Source organism: Acidithiobacillus sp. (genome assembly GCF_049965315.1).
GTDB lineage: Bacteria > Pseudomonadota > Gammaproteobacteria > Acidithiobacillales > Acidithiobacillaceae > Acidithiobacillus_B.
The window spans coordinates 1-18497 of record NZ_JBMFWL010000027.1 but is presented as its reverse complement, the minus strand read 5'-3'; the positions used below and the strand labels follow the sequence as shown (position 1 = coordinate 18497).

The following is an 18497-nucleotide window of genomic DNA, read 5'->3' as shown; positions in this document are numbered from 1 at the left end:
ATGATTTCCCGACGCGACATGCTGAAATCCGGCGCCGTCCTGCTTTTGGGTGGCGCGGCCCCGGACGCTTTATCCGCAGCCCTGGCGGCACGTACCCAGGGTCCCCTGCCCGGTCCCAAGGGCTCCCGCTACAACCCCGTGGTAACCTTGAACGGCAGCACGTTGCCCTGGCGGATGGAACGCGGCGTGAAGGTCTTTCACCTCGTCGCCGAGCCCGTCCAGCGCGAGTTCGCGCCCGGCATGGTGGTCAACTGCTGGGGCTACAACGGGCAGACGCCCGGACCGACCATCGAGGCGGTGGAAGGCGACCGGGTACGCATTCTCGTCACCAACAAATTGCCCGAGCACACTACCGTGCACTGGCACGGCATCCATCTTCCCAATGGCATGGATGGCGTGGGCGGGCTGACCCAGCCCCCCATCCCCCCCGGCGAAACCTTCTTTTACGAGTTTACGCTGCCCCGCAGCGGGAGCTTCATGTACCACCCCCACGCCGACGAGATGGTGCAGATGGCCTTGGGCATGATGGGCAGCTTCGTCGTTCATCCCAAGCGCCCGGAGGGGCCAGCCATCGACCGCGACTACTGTATCATGCTCGCGGAATGGGCGGTCGAGCCGGGCACCATGGTCCCCAACCCGATGGTGATGACCGCCTTCAATACCTTCAGCTTCAACAGTCGCGTCTTCCCCGGCATCGATTCCATGGTCGCGCGCACCGGCGAGCGCGTGCGCATCCGCCTGGGCAACCTCAGCATGGATTCCCATCCCATCCATCTTCACGGCCACACCTTTTATCTGGTGGGCACCGACGGGGGCTGGATCCCGCCCTCGGCCCAGTGGCCCATGACCACCGTCAATGTCCCGCCCGGTACCGTGCAGGTCATTGATTTTGTCGCCGAGCGCCCCGGCGACTGGGCCTTTCACTGCCACAAGTCGCACCACACCATGGGCCCCATGGGCCACAGCGTGCCCAACATGATCGGTGTCCGGCAGGGGGAGGCCCTCGTGCAAAAGATCAACAAACTCCTGCCTGATTACATGGTCATGGGGGAAAAGGGCATGGCGGATATGCAGCAGATGAGCGAGATGGGGATGGCCCTCCCCGAGAACACCTTGCCCATGATGACGGGTCAAGGCCCCTTTGGGCCCATGGAGATGGGCGGCATGTTCACCGTCGTCAAGATCCGCGACGACATGGCGCCCGGCAACTACCGCGATCCGGGCTGGTACCAGCATCCCAAGGGCACCGTGTCCGGGCCTGTCCAGGAGGAAAAAACATGACAGACAATGGACGCGCCCTCGCCGTCATCCGTTCAGGCGCTGGTGAGATGGCGCAAGAGCGGCACCTTGATCTGATCCAGCAGGAGGGTATAGAGGAGGGTGGCTGCCAGTAGGCCCAGGATGAAGGCCAGGGGCAGGGGGGCCATGAGCCAGCCTTGGGTCGCCAGGCCACTCACCACCACCACGTCGGCGAGGCTGGCCCAGAGCAGGAATTGGCCGGGGCGGGAGGCCCAGAGATGGCCACGCTCCCGCACCAGGAAGACATTGGCCAGACCCGAAAAGACCAAACCCAGAAAATCGAGGGTCTGGATGCCCGCCAGGGGCAAATGCAGAGACTTGCCCGCGAGATAGATGGCGAAAATATAGATCAGCCAGGCGATGGCCACCACCAGGGACGAAAAGACCAGGGTGCGTACCTGCCAGCGATCGGGTTTGGGCGATGGGCGTACCCGGTCGCCGGCCAAAGACATGGTGACAAAGTCATTGGCAAAGAGTAACAGGAGGACCAGCAGGGGGGTAACCACGAAATCGCGAAAAATCAGCAGGCCGAGGCTCAGGAAGAGGGCGACCTGGAAGGTCTTGACAATCTTGTTGAGGGTGTAGGTGAGCATCCGCTGGTAGACCCGTCGGCCCGTTTCCACGGCATCGGCCACCCCGCTTAGGCCCGGCGTGGTGAGGACCAGGCTGGCGGCGGCCTTGGCCACATCCGTGGCGCTTTCTACGGCTATCCCGACCTCCGCCTGCTTGAGGGCCGGGGCGTCATTGACCCCGTCGCCCGTCATGCCCACGATTTTTCCCTGTTTTTGCAGGCCTTGCACCAGATGAAACTTGTCTTCGGGGAAGACGCCGGCATAAACGGCGCAATCTTCGCCAATATCCGCGCGATCGCAAACCTGCCCTCTCAGGCCCAGTTCGCCAGCGACGGTTTTGGCCGTCGCCGTGCTGTCGCCGGTGACCATGCGCACCATGACGCCGAGCTGGTGCAGGCTCTGCAATACCTGCACCGCGTCGGGGCGGATGGGGTCGGCCAGGGCCAGCAGGCCGAGGAAGCGCGGTGCGCCTTCCGGCCCCGCCGCGACGGCGAGGACCCGCGCCCCCTGATTGGCGAGGGTCTCCGTGGGGCCTTCCCAGTCCGTGACCTGGGCCAAGGGGGCAATGATCTGGGGCGCTCCCTTCATGGCGCGCCAGGTGCTGCCGTCCTTCTGAAAGGTGCCTTCGGAACGCTTGGTGCTGGGGTCGAAGGGCACAAAACCGTCGCGACCGGGGCTGGTCACCCCTTTATCCCGCGCCGCCTGGAGAATCGCCAAATCAATGGGGTCCTGGGTGGCGGCGTCGCTGGCCAGGGCGGCCATGGCCAGCAGCTCTGCCGTACTGCTGTCTGCCCAGACCTTCAAGTCCAGCAGGCTGAGGCAATTCTGAGTGAGGGTGCCGGTCTTGTCGCTGCACAGGTCCGTCATGGCCGCCGCCTCCTCGATGGCCGCCAGGCGCGTCACCAGAACGCCGCGCCGGGCCAGATTCAGGGAGGACATGGCGGTGGCCAGGGTAAAGGTGGCGGGGAGGGCCACCGGCACCGAGGCGACGAGAAGGATCAAAGCGAAGGGAAGGATCTCCGCCAGCGGCATGCCGGTCAGGGTGGCGTAGACGAGGATGGCGGCCACCAACAGGCCGTCCATCAGGACCAGATAGCGGACAATGGCCAGGACCAGCGTTTCCAGATGGCTCTTGGCACCGGCGCCGCGCACCAGTTCGGCGGTTTTGCCAAAATAGCTTTGTGCCCCGGTGGCCTTCACCGTAGCGCTGGCTTCCCCCCGGCGGACCATGGAAGCGGAGTACAGGTCCGTCCCCGCGCTGCGCTCCACGGGTACCGATTCACCCGTCAGTGCCGACTGGTCCACGAGGACATCCCCTTCGCTGATGGTAAGATCGGCCGGAACGATATCCCCCACGCGCACATGGACCAGATCACCAGGCACCAGCTCTGCGGCGGGGATGCTCTGCCATTCCCCATCGCGGCGCACCCGCGCCGTGATGCGCAGGCGCTGTTTTAATAGTTCCAGGGCCCCCTGGGCCTTGCGCTCCTGGCTAAAGCCCAGCACTGCATTGAAAATGAGCAGCAGGGCGACGATCACCGCCTCCGGCCACTTGCCGAGGATCCCTTCCAGGATCAGGGTCAACTCCAGCATCCACGGCACCGGGGCCCAGAATTTATGGAGAAAGAGCAGCCAGGTCCGAGGCTTTTTTTCGACCACGGCATTGGGGCCGAAGCGGGCGAGCCGCTGTCGCGCCTCGGCAGTGGTCAATCCGGCACTGGTTTCCATGCGGCTTCTCCATTTTTGTGGTTCGTGAGCATATTATGACGCATGATCGGGATAAAGGTTGCGCCGCTTGCCGGCAAAACCTCTACAGGGGATGAGGTTTTTATGGATTTGCGCGGCCTTCGCGCTTTTCGCGACGCTCCAGGAGATAGGGAGATGCAGGAGAAAATAGCACCTCCGCAAGGGGCGATGGTCCCTTGCGGCAGCAGGCCTTGTGCCATGACCTCCATTCCTCTCCGGCAACGGATACCCGCGCAAGCATATGCCTAGCCGGGGCGTGATCGCGGGTGTCCTCCTGGCGGCGGGCGCGAGCCGCCGCTTCGGCACTCCGAAGCAGCTCCAGCCCCTTGCCGACGGGACGCCCATGGCCCTTGCCTCCGCCCGCGCGCTGCTGGGGGGTGCGGATCGGCTGATTGCGGTTGTCCATCCCGCAGACAAGGCATTGGCTCGACTCTTCGCGGATCATGGCGTCCCCGTGCTGCCCTGTCCGGAAGCGCCGCAAGGCATGGGGCGCAGCATCGCCTGCGGGGTGCGGGAGAGCGCGGAGGCGGACGCCTGGATCATCGCGCTGGCGGATATGCCCTTTGTTCGGAAGGGCACCATCCACGGGGTGGCGGAGTTGCTACGGGACGGGGCGATGTTGGCCGCACCCCTCTACGCTGGCCGGCGAGGGCATCCCGTCGGTTTTTCCCGGCCCCTGGGGAGCGCCCTCTGCGGGCTGGAGGGAGACGAAGGGGCGCGGAGCATCGTGGCGCGGCATCTCGACGAGCTGCGCCTATACCCGTGCGCGGACCCCGGCGTACATTGGGATATCGATACCCCGGAAGACCTGGCCTTCTGCGAATCTGCGGGCGTGGGCTGAGGCGGGCGGAAGCGGTTCTCGCGTAAGGAAGATTTGACCGTTGCGGGGTCACTCTCTTCGAGGCTACGGCCACCACATCGCGTCGATTTCAGAATCATGGCGCCCGCTGATCCTGCGGCAAGGCAGCACCCAATACGGCGCGGCGCACCAAGGTTGCCAGCAAGGGTAGTTTGTAGGCATTCTGTGCCAAGGGCGTTGCTCCCGCCAGCGCCGCTTCTCCCGCCGCCTCCGCCGTTTCTCCGTTGATGGCCGCCCCCCTCAGCAGGGCTTCGGCCTGTCGCGCCCGCCAGGGAACCGGCGCCGCTGCCCCGAGCACGATACTCGCCTCCCGGCAAAGGCCCGCCGCGTCGAGATCCAGGACTACCGCCACGGCCGCGAGGGGCCAGTCGAAGGCCGTCTTTTCGGCAACCTGGAGATAAAGGGAACGATTGGCCGGCATCTGCGGCGGCAGCCATACCGCCGTCAGGATTTCCCCGGGCCCGAGGATGTTTTCCCGGTGCATATCCGCTTCGGGCAAAACGAAAAAATCCTCCAGAGGAAGGCGGTAGCGCTGGCCCCGCGGATGGAGAATCTCAACTTGGGCATGGAAAGCCAGGAGCGCGGTGGCCGGGGTGGAGGAATGGACGATGGCGCAACCGTGGTTGGCAAAAACGGCGTGGTAGCGATTGTCGCCCGCAAAGGCGAAGCAGTGTCCACCACCCTTGCGCAAACAGTGGTGCGCGGCGGAGCGCAGGTACCAGCAGCGCGGCCGCTGCAGCAGGTTCCCGCCCAGGGTGGCGCGGTTGCGGATTTGCGGGCTGGCCGCCATGGCGGCCGCCTGTGCCAACGCGGCATGGCTCTGCCGGAGACCAGGGTGTACGGCGATCTGGGCCAGGGTGGTCAGGGCGCCGATGCGCAGGCTGCCGTCATCACCGGTGGAGATGCCTTGCAGTTCCCGCAATTGGCTGATGTCCACCAGGCGGCGGGGGATTGCCAGGCCTTCCTTCATGAGATCCAGCAGGTCCACCCCGCCGGCCTTCACGAGTATGGCTTGCCGTTCGCTTGGCCGGGCCTGCAGCGTGAGCATCGCCTCGGCGGTGGTGTGGGTGACGAGGGCGGCGGCGTCTGCCGGCGACTGGGCCTGTTGCCACTCGAAGGCCTCCATCAACTCGCCCTTCCGCCTGCGGCGCCGAGGGCGTGGAGCACCACCGCCGGCGTCATGGGCAAGGAGCGCATGCGGACGCCGACGGCGTTGTAGACGGCATTGGCGATGGCGGCGGCCGTGGGAATATTGGCGGGTTCGGCGATCCCATAGGCATCCGTGGCGCTGAGACCCTGATAGTTCTCCAGCAGGACGACCTCTATCCGGGGGATGTCCCCCGCCCCGAGCAACTTATAATCGACGAGATTGGGATTGAGCATCCAGCCGGTGTGGCTATCCAATATCCGTTCCTCCAGCAGGGCATAGGAAACGCCCATGAGCACCCCTCCCTGTACCTGGCTTTCGATTTGCAGGGGGTTGATGGGACGCCCGCAATCCTGAACGGCCACCACCCGCTCCACGCGGATGATGCCGGTTTCCGTGTCCACTTCCACTGCGGCGAACTGGACTCCGCCCAGGTCGTTCAGCGCCATGGCCGCGTCGCCCGAGCGGCTGCGGAAACCGGCATAGTCATCGCTCCGCCCGGCAAAGGCGCTGATGCGGTCGGTGCGCAGGGCGGCGGCCGCCTCCCGCCAGGAGATGCGCCGTTGCGGGTCATCGCGCAATTGAATCCAGCCGTCCTGCACGGTCAATCGTTGCGGATCCACCTGCCAGCCCGAGGCGATGGAGCGGAACAGGGCCTCTTTGATTTGCCACGCGGCGGTGCGGGCTGGGGGGGTGATGGAGGCGGTGGTGCGGCTGCCGTAGGAGGGTGGTCCGGAGGGAAACTCCGTGTCTCCGATGCGTACCCGGATGTCTTCCGGCCGCAGACCCAGTTCCTCGGCGACCACCTGGGCCAGGACCGTACCGATGCCGGTGCCGATGTCCTGGACGCTGGACAGGACTTCAACGGTGCCGTCACGCCACAGCCGCAGTTCGCAGGCGGCGTTGATCTGCACATTGGCCGGCCACAGGGATTGGGCCATGCCCATGCCGCGCTTGACGGGCCCCTGGTCGGCTCCCGGCGGCCGGCGCTGCGCCCAGCCGATGCGCGCGGCGCCCAGACGGCGTTCCTCCCGGCGAACGGGGCTGGGGTCGATGGCGTCGCGCAGGGCAAGAGGGTCCATGGCGAGCTTTTCCGCCAGTTCGTCAATGGCCTGTTCCAGGGCGAAGGCACCCTGGGTATTGCCGGGACCGCGCATGGGGCAACTGGGGCCGGCATGGGTGAAGACATCGTACTGCCGGGATTCCACATGGGGGCAGCGGTACAAAGCGCTGGCCATATTGCCAACGCCGGCGCCGAAGGCGATGCCGGCGCTGCCGCAGGAATGCAGGGAAAGCGCCGTCAGAGTGCCATCGCGGCGGGCGCCGATGCGCAGATGCTGCTCACTGGATGGGCGGTTGCCGCTATCCATCTGTTCCTCGTCGCGGCGATGGACCAGGCGCACCGGCGCCTTGGCCAGCCGGGAAAGGGCTACCGCCGTGCGCCCGTAGAGGCCGATCTGGGACTTGGAACCGAAACCGCCGCCAACGGCCTCCACCCGTACCCGCACCTGGGAAAGGGGCAACTGGAAGTAACGGGCCAACTGGGCGCGTATGCCCGCCGTGAACTGGGTGGACATCCAGACATTGAGGCCGTCCTCCTGCCACGCAGCAACGATGGCGTGGGGTTCCAGGCAGCAATGGGTCTGCACCCGGGTATGATAGGTTCCGTCTACCACGATCTCGGCGGCGGCGAAGCCGGCATCGATGTCGCCGCGGCTGCCCCGGCTCTCGGGCCCCCGGATGTTGCCCACGATGGGGAGATCAGCGGCAGCGGCGGGCAGGCCGGCCGAGGGGATATCGTCCAGTTCGAAATCCCGGTAAACGATGGGGGCATCCGCCTGCCTGGCCTCATCGAGGTCCACAACGAAGGGCAAGGGCTCGTACTCCACTCGGATCAGGCGCAGTGCCGCTTCCGCCAGGGCCGGCGTCTCTGCCGCCAGGGCGGCGACGGGTTGGCCGACATAGCGCAGCACCATGGGGCCGCCATCGGCCGGGGGCTCCACTACGGTCAGGACCGCATGGACGCCGGGCAGAGCGGCGGCCGGGGAGAGATCCAGGGAGCGAATGCGGGCATGGGGCAAAGGCGAGCGCAGGATCGCTGCATGAAGCATTCCCGGCAGATGCACATCCACCGTATAAAGGGCTGCGCCGGTAACCTTGGCTCGGGCATCCCAGCGGCGTATGTCTTTGCCGATCTGCGTCAGCTCGGCATTGGGCGCCAATGGCGGCGGCTCGTCGGCGGGGATCTCCCGTTCCACCTCGTCAAGCCCCAGATGGGCCAGGCCGTAAGGGAATCTCTCCCGGCGCCGCGGGACTTCGTCATCCATGCTCAATCTCCTTCCGCTTCGGCCAGGGCCAAGACAGCTCGGACGACATGGGGATAGGTTCCGCAGCGGCAGAGATGACCGCTGATGGCGGTCCGGATCTCTGCCTCGCCCGGGTGGGGGTTCCCCGCCAGCAGGGCGGCGCAACTCATCACCAGGCCGGGGGTGCAAAAGCCGCACTGCACGGCGTCGTGGGCGATGAAGGCCTCCTGGACGGGATGCAGCCGATCCTCCCCGGCCAAGCCTTCAATGGTGGTGATCTGCCGTTCCCCCACCTCGATGGCCAGGATGCCGCAGGAGGCCACCACGAGACCGTCGAGCCAGACGGTGCAGGCCGAGCAGGCGCCCTGGTTACAGGCGATCTTGGTGCCCGTGAGGCCCAGGGGCCCGCGCAGGGCTTCGGCCAGGGTGGTGCGCGGTTCGATCAGCAAGGGATGGGCTTCGCCATTGACCCGGAGGACCACCGGCACGGCACCGGGGCCAAGGACGGAAGCGGCGGTCGATTTTTCGTTCTCCTGCGGATCTTCTTTCATCGGGGTCGGCTCTCACTCTGGAAATGCCCACGCCCCCTGGAACAGGGTGCGGCGAAGATGCCTTCAGTGTAGACGCCCATGGGGGCGGCTTCAAACTTTGGTCGCCGACCAAGGCCGGGGATGATCGTCACCCAAGAACCTTGCGCATCTCACGGCGCACTCCTATCCTTCACACGAGAAGAGCGCGCACCATTACATGATGACCGCAATCTCTATCTGGCAGACCGGCAGGATTGAGGATTGTCTGGAATCAGGCGGAGATCGGAGAAATATGGGCAAGGTCATTGCTAATCGGGCGTTCTGCAGGGCGTTGGCTGTCGCGCTGGCCGCAGGCGCAGGCCTCTCCGCATGCAGCTTCGAGCCTCCCTTGCATCTGCCCCAGGTGCCCGCCAATCCGGGCTACACGGCTGGACCGCCCCCGCAAAAAACGGCCGGATCAGCGGACGGCGGCGGCACCATACAACATTTCAGCTATGGTCAGAATCTCGACGCCGACTGGTGGACCTTCTTCCATTCCCCGCGCCTGGACGCCCTGGTGGCGCAGGCGCTGCGCAACAGCCCCAGCATCGCCGCGGCCCAGGCCCAACTCCGCCAGGCCCAGGCCAACATGGCGGTCAACGCCAGCATCTTCTATCCGCAGGTCACCGGCAATCTAGGGGCCTCGCGCAGCAAGAATTCCGGAGCCGCCTTCGGCGGACGCATTTCCGGTTTCACCTATTCCCTCTTCACCGGGAGCGTAGGGGTGACCTATTATCCCGATATCTTCGGCGTCAACCGCCTCATCTACCGGGGCAGCGAAGCCCAGATGACCTATCAGCGCTATGAGCTGGAGGCGGCGCGCCTCACCCTCGCCGGCAACGTGGTCAACACGGCCATCGGCCAGGCATCTACCCAGGCCCAGATCGCCGCCACCGAGGCCATCATCGCCCAGGAACGGGCCCTGCTCAAGCTGACCGAAGCCCAATACCGGGGCGGTGGCGTACCCTATCTCAATGTCCTGACCCAGCGGAGCCAAGTGCTCGCCAGTGAAGCCACGCTCCCACCCCTGCAGCAGCAACTGGCGGTATACCAGCATCAGATGGCCATCCTGGCGGGAGAATTCCCCAGCCAGTGGCAGGAAAAGCCCTTCACACTGGAAGAGATCACCCTGCCCCGGCAAATCCCCGTCGCCTTGCCCTCGACCCTGGTAGAGCATCGCCCGGATATCCAGGCCGCCGAGCAGCAGATGCGCTATGCCCTCGCCCAAATCGGGGTGGCCAAGGCGCAGTTCTTTCCCATCGTGACCCTCTCCGCTTCCTTCGGCGCCAGCAGTCTCACGCCGGACCTCTTCTTCAACCCCTTGAGCAGTGTCTGGGGCGTTGCCGGGGCCTTGGCCCAGCCCCTCTTCGAGGGCGGCAAACTGCGCGCCCAGGAGCGGGCCGCCTATGCTGCCTACGACGCCACCTTTGCCGGCTACCGGTCCACCGTCCTTGGCGCCTTCGGACAAGTGGCCGACGCCCTGCGCGCCCTCGAGCATGATGGGGCCAGCGTCCGCACCCAATCCCGTTCCCTGCAAACGGCCCGGCAGGCGTTGGCCCTTGCCGAAGCCGGCTACCGTTCCGGCTCCACCGACTACCTTTCCCTGCTCAACGCCGAAGTCACCTACCAGAGCGCCCGCATCGCCTTCCTTCGCGCCGAGGCGCAGCGGTACCAGGACACCACCGCCCTCTTCGTGGCCTTGGGCGGCGATTACTGGGGGAAAGCCGCGGCTACCGGCCAACAGGATGGTCAGGCAAAAGGCCAGCAGCCATGAACGGTCTGCTCCGCATCGCCCTGAAACTGCTGCTCAATGACAAGGGCAAATTTGCCACGCTGGTCATCGGCATCACCTTCTCCGTCTTTCTGATGATGCAGATGACCTCCATGTTTTCCGGGATCCTCTATCAATCCGCGGCCAACATCGTGAACGTCGGCGCCAAGATGTGGGTAATGGACCCCGCCGTCGAAACCCCGCAAAACAGCATCCCCATCCCGGACTATGTGCTCGACGCGGTCCGCAGCATCCCCGGCGTGAAGTTTGCGGTTCCCCTGTATGTGGGTGCGGGCCTCGTCAAGCTCAATGACGGCACCTATCAGTCCGCCACCATCATCGGTCTGGACGACGCCAGCCTCTTCGGCCGGCCGGCGATCATCTCCGGCAATATTCTGGATATTTACAAGAACAATGCCTTTATCATGGTCAAGGATGCCAACTATGCCAAGCTGGATAGTCCAAAGATAGGAACCAGCTTTGAAATCAACGACCACCGCGCGGTGGTCGTGGCCCTGGCCCACACCTCGGTGCCGGGCCTGTTCGGCTTGCCGACCCTGTATACCACCTACAACCGCGCCACCCAGGATCTGCCCTCCACCCGCTACCTGATCTCCTATATCCTGGTGCAGCCGAAAAGCACCCAGGATATCGCCGCCATCGAGCGGCAGGTATGGAATTTGGGTTACCTGGCCTTGACCGATCAGCAATTCATCGCCCGCAATGATAAATTCTACGAATACAAAACCGGGATGGGCACCAACATCCTGATCATGACCCTGATCAGTTTTTTGGTCGGACTATCCATTGCCGGAGAGACCTTTTACATGTTCGTCCTGGACAACCTGGAGCATTTCGGCGCGCTCAAGGCCATCGGCGCGAAAAGCGGCGAGCTGATCCAGATGATCGTTTTCCAGTCGCTGGTCGTGGGCTTTCTGGGTTTTGGCTTCGGCGTGCTCTTGTCCTCCACCATGATCGGTATTGCGAAACTGAAGGTAGCCAACTACGCCGCCATGGTCACCTATGAAAATCTGTTTCTGGCCCTCATCATGGTCTTGGTCATATCCGTCTTTTCCAGCTATATCGGCATTCGAAAAGTCATCCGCATCGACCCCTTTGACGTCTTCCGGGGCTAGCATGATCCTGACCGCTTCGAATATCTCGAAGTCCTTTGGCGAAGCGCCCAACCAGACCTATGCGCTGCGCGAGGTCAGCTTCGCGGTGGACTTCGGCGAGATGCTCTATATCGTCGGCCCCTCCGGCTCCGGTAAGACCACGCTGTTGAGCATCATCTCCGGCATCTTGCGCCCTGATGACGGCGACGTGGTGGTGAAGGAGACGGATATCTGGAAACTGGGCAGCGATGCCCTGGCCGGTTTCCGTCTCCAGACCATCGGTTTCGTCTTTCAGGATTACCATCTCTTTCCGCGGCTGACCACCCTGGAAAATGTGGCCATTCCGCTGATTCTCCGGCGCGAGCCCTGGGAGAAAAGTCTGGCGGAGGCGCGCCAAACATTGCAGATCGTTGGCCTGGCGGAAAAAGAAGGCCTGCCTCCCTACAAGCTGAGCGGGGGCGAGCAACAACGGGTGGCCATCGCCCGCGCCATCGTTGCCCAGCCGGACTTGCTGATTTTCGATGAGCCCACCGCCTCTCTGGATGGAGAGACCGGCAGGAAAATTGTCGCCTTCGTCAAGGAACATATTTTGAACGAGCGGCGGGCGATCATCATCGTCACCCACGACAGCAGAATTTACGAATACGCGACGCGGATCATTCGCATGGAAGATGGCAGAATCGTCCCCGGGACCGGAGCGAACCATGAGAAATAAGATACTTTTCGGGCTGGCCATCGTCGGGATCCTCATCGGCCTGGTCAGCGCCTATATATACAGCCGGCAAACGCCGCCCCTGCCCCCGATAGCCACCAACTACAATCCCTACGTCAACGGGATCTATGCCAACGGCATCATCGAGAGTTATGCGGCCAATGGGGAAAACATCAACATCTATCCCCAGGTGTCCGGAAGGGTAACCCGCATCTTTGTCCATGAAGGACAACTGGTGGCGAAGGGGACGCCGCTCTTCGCCATTGATGATTCCGTGCAAAAGGAGGTGGTCGCCCAGAACAAGGCCCAGGCCCAGGCGGCCTTGGCCTTGCTGCAGGAACTGCGCGCCGAACCCCGGAAAGAAACCCTTACCATTGCGAAAAAGCAAGTCGAATATGCCCGAGCCAGCCTTCAATACCAACAGGCGCAACTGGCAATCACCAAAAAGGAAATGGCCATCAATCCGCAGGCGGTGAGCACGCTTGCCCTGGAGAACGTGCGAAACTCCGTCCTGATTGCCGAGAACAATCTCAAGGTGGCACAGGCGCAGTATGCCCTGACCAAGGTCGGCGCCTGGAGTTACGATATCCGGAATCAGGCCGCCATTTATCAGGCCGCCCAAAAGACCTACGCGTCCAATAACGCTCTATTGCGGGAATATGTCGTGCGCGCGCCGGTCACCGGCGATGTCCTGCGCATCAGCACCGCCATCGGCAGTTACGCATCTCCGCAAGGCGTCTACGGCACCTATACGCAGGGGATGGATCCGGTCGTGGTGATGGGCAGGAAGAGCGGCTATCTGCAGGTCCGCGCCTATCTGGATGAGATCCTGGTTCCGCGGCTCCCCGCTCCCGCGGACATCACCGCGAAGATGTTCATCCGGGGCCTCGACAACGTCAGCGTGCCCTTGCAGTTCGTCCGGATCCAGCCCTACGTGACGCCGAAGATCGAACTGTCGGACCAGCGGACGGAAAAGGTGGACGTCAGGGTGCTGCCGATCCTCTTCAAGTTCAAACCCCCCGAGCACATGAACCTCTTCCCCGGCGAACTGGTGGATGTGTATATAGGAAAGAAGCCATAACCCTAAAAACGATCCCCCTGGACTGCCGCCACATGGTCTTTCAGGTCCGCAAAAAGCGCCTGGTCGTTGATCACCCGGGGCACCTTGTTCTGACCGCCCAGCCTGCCGCGGGCGCGCAGCCAGTGGGCAAAGGTGCCGGGGTCGACGAGGATGACCCGTGGGGCATCCAGTTGCACATCGTTTCGCCGATGCTCCCGGTAGTCGGCATTCCGTTCCATGAGGGTGGCGTCAATATGCGCTGCGAAACGTCCAGCCAAGGCCGGCCGGGCCGCCGCAGGCGGCAAAGGCCTGCCGCATTCGATGATATAGGTATGGCGCCCCCTGGTGTCGGGGCCCGAGGGAAATTCGGCCCCCATGCTGAAATCGGTGATCTGCATATCCATGCGTCGCGCTGCCTCCAGGACCGCCTGCTCGATCTCCTCGCCGGTCAGATGCTCGCCAAAGGCGGACATCATGTAGGAGAGGCGCCCGGTGACCAGGAGGCGGGGCGGTTGGCGATCGACAAAGCGCACCGTGTCGCCGATCACGTCGGACCATAGGCCGGCGTTGCTGCTCAGGACGACGGCATAAGGGATCCCGGTTTCCAGATTGCCCAGCCAGTGACGCGTGGGGCGCGGCGCGCTCAACTCTTCTACAGGGACGAATTCGAAGAATATCCCGTTGTCGGGCAGCAGCCGCAAACCCTCGCCGGGGCCGCGGTCGGCGACGGCGATGAATCCTTCGCTGGCCGCATAGACCTCCCGCGTCGCGGCGCCCGTGGCGCGGAGGTAATCCGCGAAACGGTCCGCGTAGGGGGCGAAGGCGACCCCGCCGTGGATGAGCAGTTCCAGTTCGGGGAGCGCCGGCCCCTTGCCCCCGCGGAGGGCCAATATCCGTTCGAAGAGGAGGATGAGCCAACTGGGCGTGCCGCTGAGCACCCGGATGGGCTCGTGGATGGCGGCCCCGGCGATGCGTTCGAGCTTTTCATCCCAATCGGCGAGGAGGGCGAGTTTGCTTCCCGGCAGGGTATAGGGCTTGGCCCAAAAGGGGATGGTCTTGGCCGCGATGCCGCTCAGATCGCCGCTGTACACCCCGGTCGTTAGGCGGGTGAGGGCGGTGCTGCCACCCAGGATGAGGGTCTTGCCGGCCAGAGGCTGCCCGCGGGGGCGGCTGGCCAGGTGCCAGACAAGGACATCCAGGGCGGCGCGGCGGTTGGCGCGCACCATTGCATGGCTGACGGGGATGGCCTTGCTCGCTCCCGACGACGTGCCGGAACTGAGGGCGAAAAAGGGGATGCGGCCGGGCCAGGTGACGTCCGTCAGCACCGGAAAAAAGGGGCGCCAGTACTCCGCCAGGAAATCTTCATAGCGGCGCAGTGGCACATGCCTTTGATAGTCAATGACATTGTTGATTTTTTCAAAGTGGTGATCGCGGCCAAAGCGGGTCTGGCGGGCCTGGGCGACGAGTTGCCGGAGCTCTTGCGCTTGCGCGGCGGCCGGATCGAGCTGTTCCAGGTGGTGCCGTCGCCTTTCCGCATAGAGGCGGAAGAGGGGCGTTCCATTCACGGGCCTCATGGGGCTGGCTCCAGGTCCATGAGCAGGGGAAACTCCGCCGCGATCGTTTCCTCACGGAGGGGCATGCGAATATAATCCCCCTGGCGCCATAGGCCGATCTGGTCAGCGAAATTGGCGCTGCCGAGCCAGCCGTCCTGGCCTCCGAAAAGGACGAAGTAGTTTTCGTCTGGGTCGGACAGGTCCGAGATATGCCGTGCCTGGGAGCCGTAAACGGCGCCATGGGGTGCGGCAACCAGGCCGTGGGCGGTTTTCATGGGAGTTTCCCGGGAACCGCCCACGGGGAATCGGTCCAGGCGGAAGGCCTTGCCCAGGACGGGAAGTCTCCCCAGCCAATGGGCCGCCTCCAGGCGGTGCATGTCACCCCAGACCGCATGACGCCTCGCCCGTCTTGCCGTTTTGCGCAACGCCTGACCGAGAAGCCTTGCCCGCCGCGCGGGCGACAACGCCTCCAGGTCGGGGATCAGGTATTTCGTGAGGAAGCCCCACTGGCCGAGCAAGGCGCTCGCCTGCCGCTGTCCGTCGGCGTAGAGGGCGGGGACGAGATAATACAGCAGGATCTCGAAGGTCGCCGCGGCAGCGGAATTCGGGCGGTAGTCGCCGTCCCAGGTGCCGAGGCGCGCGGCGATCCGCTCCCCTTGTCCTGCTGCCCGGATGAGGCGGGCGAGTTCCCCTGCCAGACGCTGGGCGGCGGGGGAGCGGGTATCCCTTTGCAGCCGTGCCAAGTCCTGCCGGGAGAACTTCTCTTGCCCGCTGAGGACCTCCCGCAAGCGGGTGATCCGATCGCTGTCGGTGAAAAACAGCCCGATCAGGATATCGCTTTCCACCGGCCGGTTGTTGGCCGAGGCCAGATAACCCTCCCTTGGGTTGAGGGCATAGGGGAGTTGGGGCGTCCGGATGATCCCCGTCCAGTGGGTGTGCGGGTCGGCGGGATCGCGCAGCAGATCGGGATAGCTTGTCTCCGCCCGGTCCGGGATGGCGGCGGCGAGAAGCTGGAGGATGTTGCCCCGGCTGTCGGCGCAGAGCAGATTTTGCCCCGGCACGCCGAAATCGGCGAAACTCGCGCGAAAGTCCCCGCAGTGGCGAGCGCGGGCCGCCGCCAAAAGGGCGGTGACCTCGTCGCTGGGCTGGTGCCCCACCCAGGAGAGGGCCAGCTCCTTCTCACCCCGTGGCAGCACGCGGGCGTCGCTGAGGATGGGGCCGAAGGGGGTGTAACGGCGGATGCGCCGGGCGGGAAAGCAAAAACGACGGCGGATGAGGAAGGGTTCGCTGCGGATGCTGTCGGGATCGATCCCGCCGACGTCGAAGAGGTCGCTCGCCAGGGCGCGCAGGTTGGTCCCGCCCCAGGCGATGGAGGGGTTGCGACCCAGGGCGAAGACCGGGACCCCGACGGGCATGAGCCCCACCACATGATAGGAGGGGGATTGGGCGCCCAATAAAAGCCAGGTATTGGGCAGGGACAGGGCCAAGTGCGGGTCGCTGGCGATGAGGGCCCCGCCGCTGGCGCTTTTCTCCGGAGACAGGGCCACGGAATTGCTCCCGGAACGGCCAAGGCCCGAGAAAAGGGCCGACAGGACGCGCTCGTCGCCTGACCGGCGAAAGCTGGTCGCGGAATCCACGCCCGCCGCCCGCGCCCGCGCCCATATACGCGGCCAGTCCGGCCGTCCCTCCTCGCGCAGGAGCGTGAAATAGACGAGCCAATTCACATCGGCGCCCATGAGCCGGCTGATGCTGAGCACCTCCGCCACCGTCCAGGGCTCACGCCGGAGCCCCAATAAGGCGAATTCCGGAGGAGGGGGCCCGGCTTTCTCCTGGTAATGATTCAGCCCCGCGACGAAGGCGCCGAGCCAGACATGGGTGTCCGCCGGCATCCGCTCCATGATCCCACCCACCGCACGGCCGAAATCGAGGATTCGCAGCAGTTCGTCGATCCCTGCCGCCGGCGGGCCGAAGATCTACGCCAGGCGCCCTTGGGCCGCGCGCTTGAGCAAGGCAAGCTGGCCCTCGCGCAGATGGGTGTGGACAAGCCCCAGTACCAAGGCCAGATCGCGGTCGCTCCGGGCCTGGATGTAGGGCACCTGGTAGGGATTCCAGCGGATCCGCACCGGGGCTTCGCAGGGGAGGTCCCTGCGGGGAAAGGTTGCCAGTCGTGTCTCCAGAGGCGCGGGCGGTGGAAAAAGGGCAGCGCACCCCGGCAACTGGCTGATTATCCGCAGGAGGAGGGCTGCGGGACTGCGGCTGCCGCTTCCATCTCCTTCGGGCCCGCTATCGACCATATCATCATCCTTGGCGTTCATGGGTAAGGGGTGGGTCGCTTGGCGGATCTTACGGCGCTATGGTTACCGGTGTCCCAATATGGATCAATGCGAAAGCCATTTTTGCGGCGCTCAAAGGGAGTTCCACGCAGCCATTGCTTTGCGGGAAACCATAGCCGGCCCTGGGGAAAAAATGCACCGCCCGCCCATCCCAGAAATAATTCACATAGCGAACGTCGGCATCGTTATAACACTCCCCGTGGGGAAAGCACCCAGTCATCCGCGTCGAAGCATAACGGGCATATACCGGCCAGGTACCGTTGGGCGTCGCCGCCCCGGGGATGCCGGTATTGGCGAGGCTCTGCAACACCCAATGGCCCGCGTCGTCATGGGGGAGATATTCCCAGATGCGCAGCGTTTCCGGTTCGGATTTGCGCACATCGACCCAGACGAAGGGTTTGGGCGCCTGTTCCCCGCAACGCCGGGCGGAAAGTACGGCGGCATAGAGGCGATGGCGGTTCCGCCGGTCATCCCATTGAAGGCTGCTATTGGACCAGGGCAAGCCGTGGACGCGGGCGAAATAATCCAGGGCTCCCAACAGCAGGGGCGAGGAGGGCGCGCCGGGAGTCAGGTTTTTCAGGGCCGCCGGGGTCCCCTTGGGCCAGAGCCACAGCAGATAGGAATGCCGGGTCTGCAGGCCGATCCAGCCGACCCGCCCCGGCAGGTAGTGCATGGCCGCGAGCGCGCTGCTGACCTGAAGCCATAAGGGAGCCTGAGGCAAATCGGCGGCGCGCGCCTGTAGGGCACCGGCGGCAAAAACCACAACCGCCATAATCAGTTGCCTTGTTTTTGCCATTGGCCTCCATTCCATGGGCAGGGTATCCTGGGGGTTGCGCGGGTCAACGGGCCTTTCCTCCCGGTCATGGGCCGGTCGATCCCGACAAATAGCGCATCATGATGCGCAAATAGGTCTCCACCGTGCGATCCGGCAAGGTATCCACCTCCTCGATCCGGGAGGAGAGCCAACAATCGGCTTTATGGCTGTTCCCCAGGCGCAGACAGAGATGGTCGTAGGTCTTTTTCGACATGCGGACCAGGAAGCATCGTTGCTGGTTACAGTCGATCTTCTTGACGATCTGATCCAGGTCCGTTTCCTCGGGGGACAATACGGTCATGCGCTGGGAAAAGTCGCTGATCACATCCTTGGCCATTGCCGTTCCTCCTGCCGGGAATCCAGAGAGGGTAGGGCAGGTGCGCTGGTCAACACGGCAACATCTCCACCATCTGGATCAGGTGTGGGGGATGGGCGATATCTTCCAGCGCCAGGGCGCCGATGATGCCCCGCACTCTCGATGCAAATTTCATTATAGGACAATTTGATGGTGGCGGATGGCGAAGGACCGGCTACAACGCGGGAGCGTTTTGCAACGCTCGGGCGCCGTCTCAGGAGCGCGGAGGACTGCTCATCCTGGAATCGTCCCGGTACGGTAATGTATCCTGTGGCTTTTTCCCTAA

Annotated in this window: 13 protein-coding genes and 1 pseudogene; 6 read left to right on the top strand and 8 right to left on the bottom strand. The window is 64.2% G+C overall.

Features of this window, described 5'->3' with window-relative positions; translation table 11 throughout:
- Positions 1-1281, top strand: coding sequence for a multicopper oxidase family protein (locus ACP5MM_RS07530; protein WP_427931028.1), 1281 nt, complete (start codon positions 1-3; stop codon positions 1279-1281).
- Between the two features lie 32 nt (positions 1282-1313).
- Here the strand turns inward: ACP5MM_RS07530 and ACP5MM_RS07525 are convergent, their stop codons facing one another.
- Positions 1314-3599, bottom strand: a complete 2286-nt coding sequence (locus ACP5MM_RS07525; RefSeq protein WP_427931029.1) for a plasma-membrane proton-efflux P-type ATPase — start codon at positions 3597-3599, stop codon at positions 1314-1316.
- A 259-nt stretch (positions 3600-3858) separates the two neighbouring features.
- Between ACP5MM_RS07525 and ACP5MM_RS07520 the strand changes: the two genes are divergently transcribed.
- The gene (locus ACP5MM_RS07520) at positions 3859-4458 is read left to right on the top strand and encodes a nucleotidyltransferase family protein (protein ID WP_427931030.1); all 600 of its coding nucleotides are present in this window, start codon (positions 3859-3861) and stop codon (positions 4456-4458) included.
- Between the two features lie 94 nt (positions 4459-4552).
- On the opposite strand, the gene ACP5MM_RS07515 is transcribed toward ACP5MM_RS07520, so the two are convergent.
- From ACP5MM_RS07515 to ACP5MM_RS07505, 3 genes are read right to left on the bottom strand one after another with little or no spacing between them, the layout of a single operon-like run.
- On the bottom strand, positions 4553-5602 hold the full coding sequence (locus ACP5MM_RS07515) for an FAD binding domain-containing protein (RefSeq protein ID WP_427931047.1): 1050 nt from the start codon (positions 5600-5602) through the stop codon (positions 4553-4555).
- Positions 5602-7950: a xanthine dehydrogenase family protein molybdopterin-binding subunit gene (locus tag ACP5MM_RS07510; RefSeq protein WP_427931031.1), complete on the bottom strand. Its 2349-nt coding sequence runs from the start codon at positions 7948-7950 to the stop codon at positions 5602-5604. Before ACP5MM_RS07510 ends, ACP5MM_RS07515 begins: the two co-directional genes overlap by 1 nt.
- 2 nt (positions 7951-7952) lie before the next feature.
- Positions 7953-8480 carry a (2Fe-2S)-binding protein gene (locus tag ACP5MM_RS07505; protein ID WP_427931032.1) on the bottom strand — a complete coding sequence of 176 codons (528 nt, stop codon included), beginning with the start codon at positions 8478-8480 and terminating at the stop codon, positions 7953-7955.
- A gap of 271 nt (positions 8481-8751) precedes the next feature.
- On the opposite strand from ACP5MM_RS07505, the gene ACP5MM_RS07500 reads away from it, so the two are divergent.
- The 4 genes from ACP5MM_RS07500 to ACP5MM_RS07485 are packed head-to-tail and all read left to right on the top strand — an operon-like array spanning position 8752 to position 13177.
- Positions 8752-10272: an efflux transporter outer membrane subunit gene (locus tag ACP5MM_RS07500; protein WP_427931033.1), complete on the top strand. Its 1521-nt coding sequence runs from the start codon at positions 8752-8754 to the stop codon at positions 10270-10272.
- Positions 10269-11405 carry an ABC transporter permease gene (locus ACP5MM_RS07495; protein ID WP_427931034.1) on the top strand — a complete coding sequence of 379 codons (1137 nt, stop codon included), beginning with the start codon at positions 10269-10271 and terminating at the stop codon, positions 11403-11405. Before ACP5MM_RS07500 ends, ACP5MM_RS07495 begins: the two co-directional genes overlap by 4 nt.
- 1 nt (position 11406) lies before the next feature.
- Complete coding sequence (locus ACP5MM_RS07490) at positions 11407-12099, top strand: ABC transporter ATP-binding protein (RefSeq protein WP_427931035.1); 693 nt, start codon at positions 11407-11409, stop codon at positions 12097-12099.
- Positions 12089-13177, top strand: coding sequence for an HlyD family secretion protein (locus ACP5MM_RS07485; RefSeq protein ID WP_427931036.1), 1089 nt, complete (start codon positions 12089-12091; stop codon positions 13175-13177). Before ACP5MM_RS07490 ends, ACP5MM_RS07485 begins: the two co-directional genes overlap by 11 nt.
- Before the next feature lie 2 nt (positions 13178-13179).
- On the opposite strand, the gene ACP5MM_RS07480 is transcribed toward ACP5MM_RS07485, so the two are convergent.
- From ACP5MM_RS07480 to ACP5MM_RS07465, 4 genes and pseudogenes are all read right to left on the bottom strand, one after another.
- Positions 13180-14730 carry a GH3 family domain-containing protein gene (locus ACP5MM_RS07480; RefSeq protein ID WP_427931037.1) on the bottom strand — a complete coding sequence of 517 codons (1551 nt, stop codon included), beginning with the start codon at positions 14728-14730 and terminating at the stop codon, positions 13180-13182.
- Positions 14727-17003, bottom strand: a pseudogene (locus tag ACP5MM_RS07475) (penicillin acylase family protein). The gene ACP5MM_RS07480 and the pseudogene ACP5MM_RS07475 overlap by 4 nt, the downstream one beginning before the upstream one ends.
- Before the next feature lie 49 nt (positions 17004-17052).
- Positions 17053-17814 (bottom strand): L,D-transpeptidase, encoded by a 762-nt coding sequence (locus tag ACP5MM_RS07470; protein WP_427931039.1) that lies wholly within the window; start codon positions 17812-17814, stop codon positions 17053-17055.
- Positions 17815-17902: 88 nt separating this feature from the next.
- On the bottom strand, positions 17903-18193 hold the full coding sequence (locus ACP5MM_RS07465) for a hypothetical protein (RefSeq protein ID WP_427931040.1): 291 nt from the start codon (positions 18191-18193) through the stop codon (positions 17903-17905).
- Positions 18194-18497 lie beyond the last annotated feature (304 nt).

Bases quoted from the DNA above. Each gene is read 5' to 3' on its own strand.
- ACP5MM_RS07530 (WP_427931028.1), top strand. From the start codon at position 1: ATGATTTCCCGACGCGACATGCTGAAATCCGGCGCCGTCCTGCTTTTG.
- ACP5MM_RS07525 (WP_427931029.1), bottom strand. From the start codon at position 3,599: ATGGAAACCAGTGCCGGATTGACCACTGCCGAGGCGCGACAGCGGCTC.
- ACP5MM_RS07520 (WP_427931030.1), top strand. From the start codon at position 3,859: ATGCCTAGCCGGGGCGTGATCGCGGGTGTCCTCCTGGCGGCGGGCGCG.
- ACP5MM_RS07515 (WP_427931047.1), bottom strand. From the start codon at position 5,602: ATGGAGGCCTTCGAGTGGCAACAGGCCCAGTCGCCGGCAGACGCCGCC.
- ACP5MM_RS07510 (WP_427931031.1), bottom strand. From the start codon at position 7,950: ATGGATGACGAAGTCCCGCGGCGCCGGGAGAGATTCCCTTACGGCCTG.
- ACP5MM_RS07505 (WP_427931032.1), bottom strand. From the start codon at position 8,480: ATGAAAGAAGATCCGCAGGAGAACGAAAAATCGACCGCCGCTTCCGTC.
- ACP5MM_RS07500 (WP_427931033.1), top strand. From the start codon at position 8,752: ATGGGCAAGGTCATTGCTAATCGGGCGTTCTGCAGGGCGTTGGCTGTC.
- ACP5MM_RS07495 (WP_427931034.1), top strand. From the start codon at position 10,269: ATGAACGGTCTGCTCCGCATCGCCCTGAAACTGCTGCTCAATGACAAG.
- ACP5MM_RS07490 (WP_427931035.1), top strand. From the start codon at position 11,407: ATGATCCTGACCGCTTCGAATATCTCGAAGTCCTTTGGCGAAGCGCCC.
- ACP5MM_RS07485 (WP_427931036.1), top strand. From the start codon at position 12,089: ATGAGAAATAAGATACTTTTCGGGCTGGCCATCGTCGGGATCCTCATC.
- ACP5MM_RS07480 (WP_427931037.1), bottom strand. From the start codon at position 14,730: ATGAGGCCCGTGAATGGAACGCCCCTCTTCCGCCTCTATGCGGAAAGG.
- ACP5MM_RS07470 (WP_427931039.1), bottom strand. From the start codon at position 17,814: ATGGCGGTTGTGGTTTTTGCCGCCGGTGCCCTACAGGCGCGCGCCGCC.
- ACP5MM_RS07465 (WP_427931040.1), bottom strand. From the start codon at position 18,193: ATGGCCAAGGATGTGATCAGCGACTTTTCCCAGCGCATGACCGTATTG.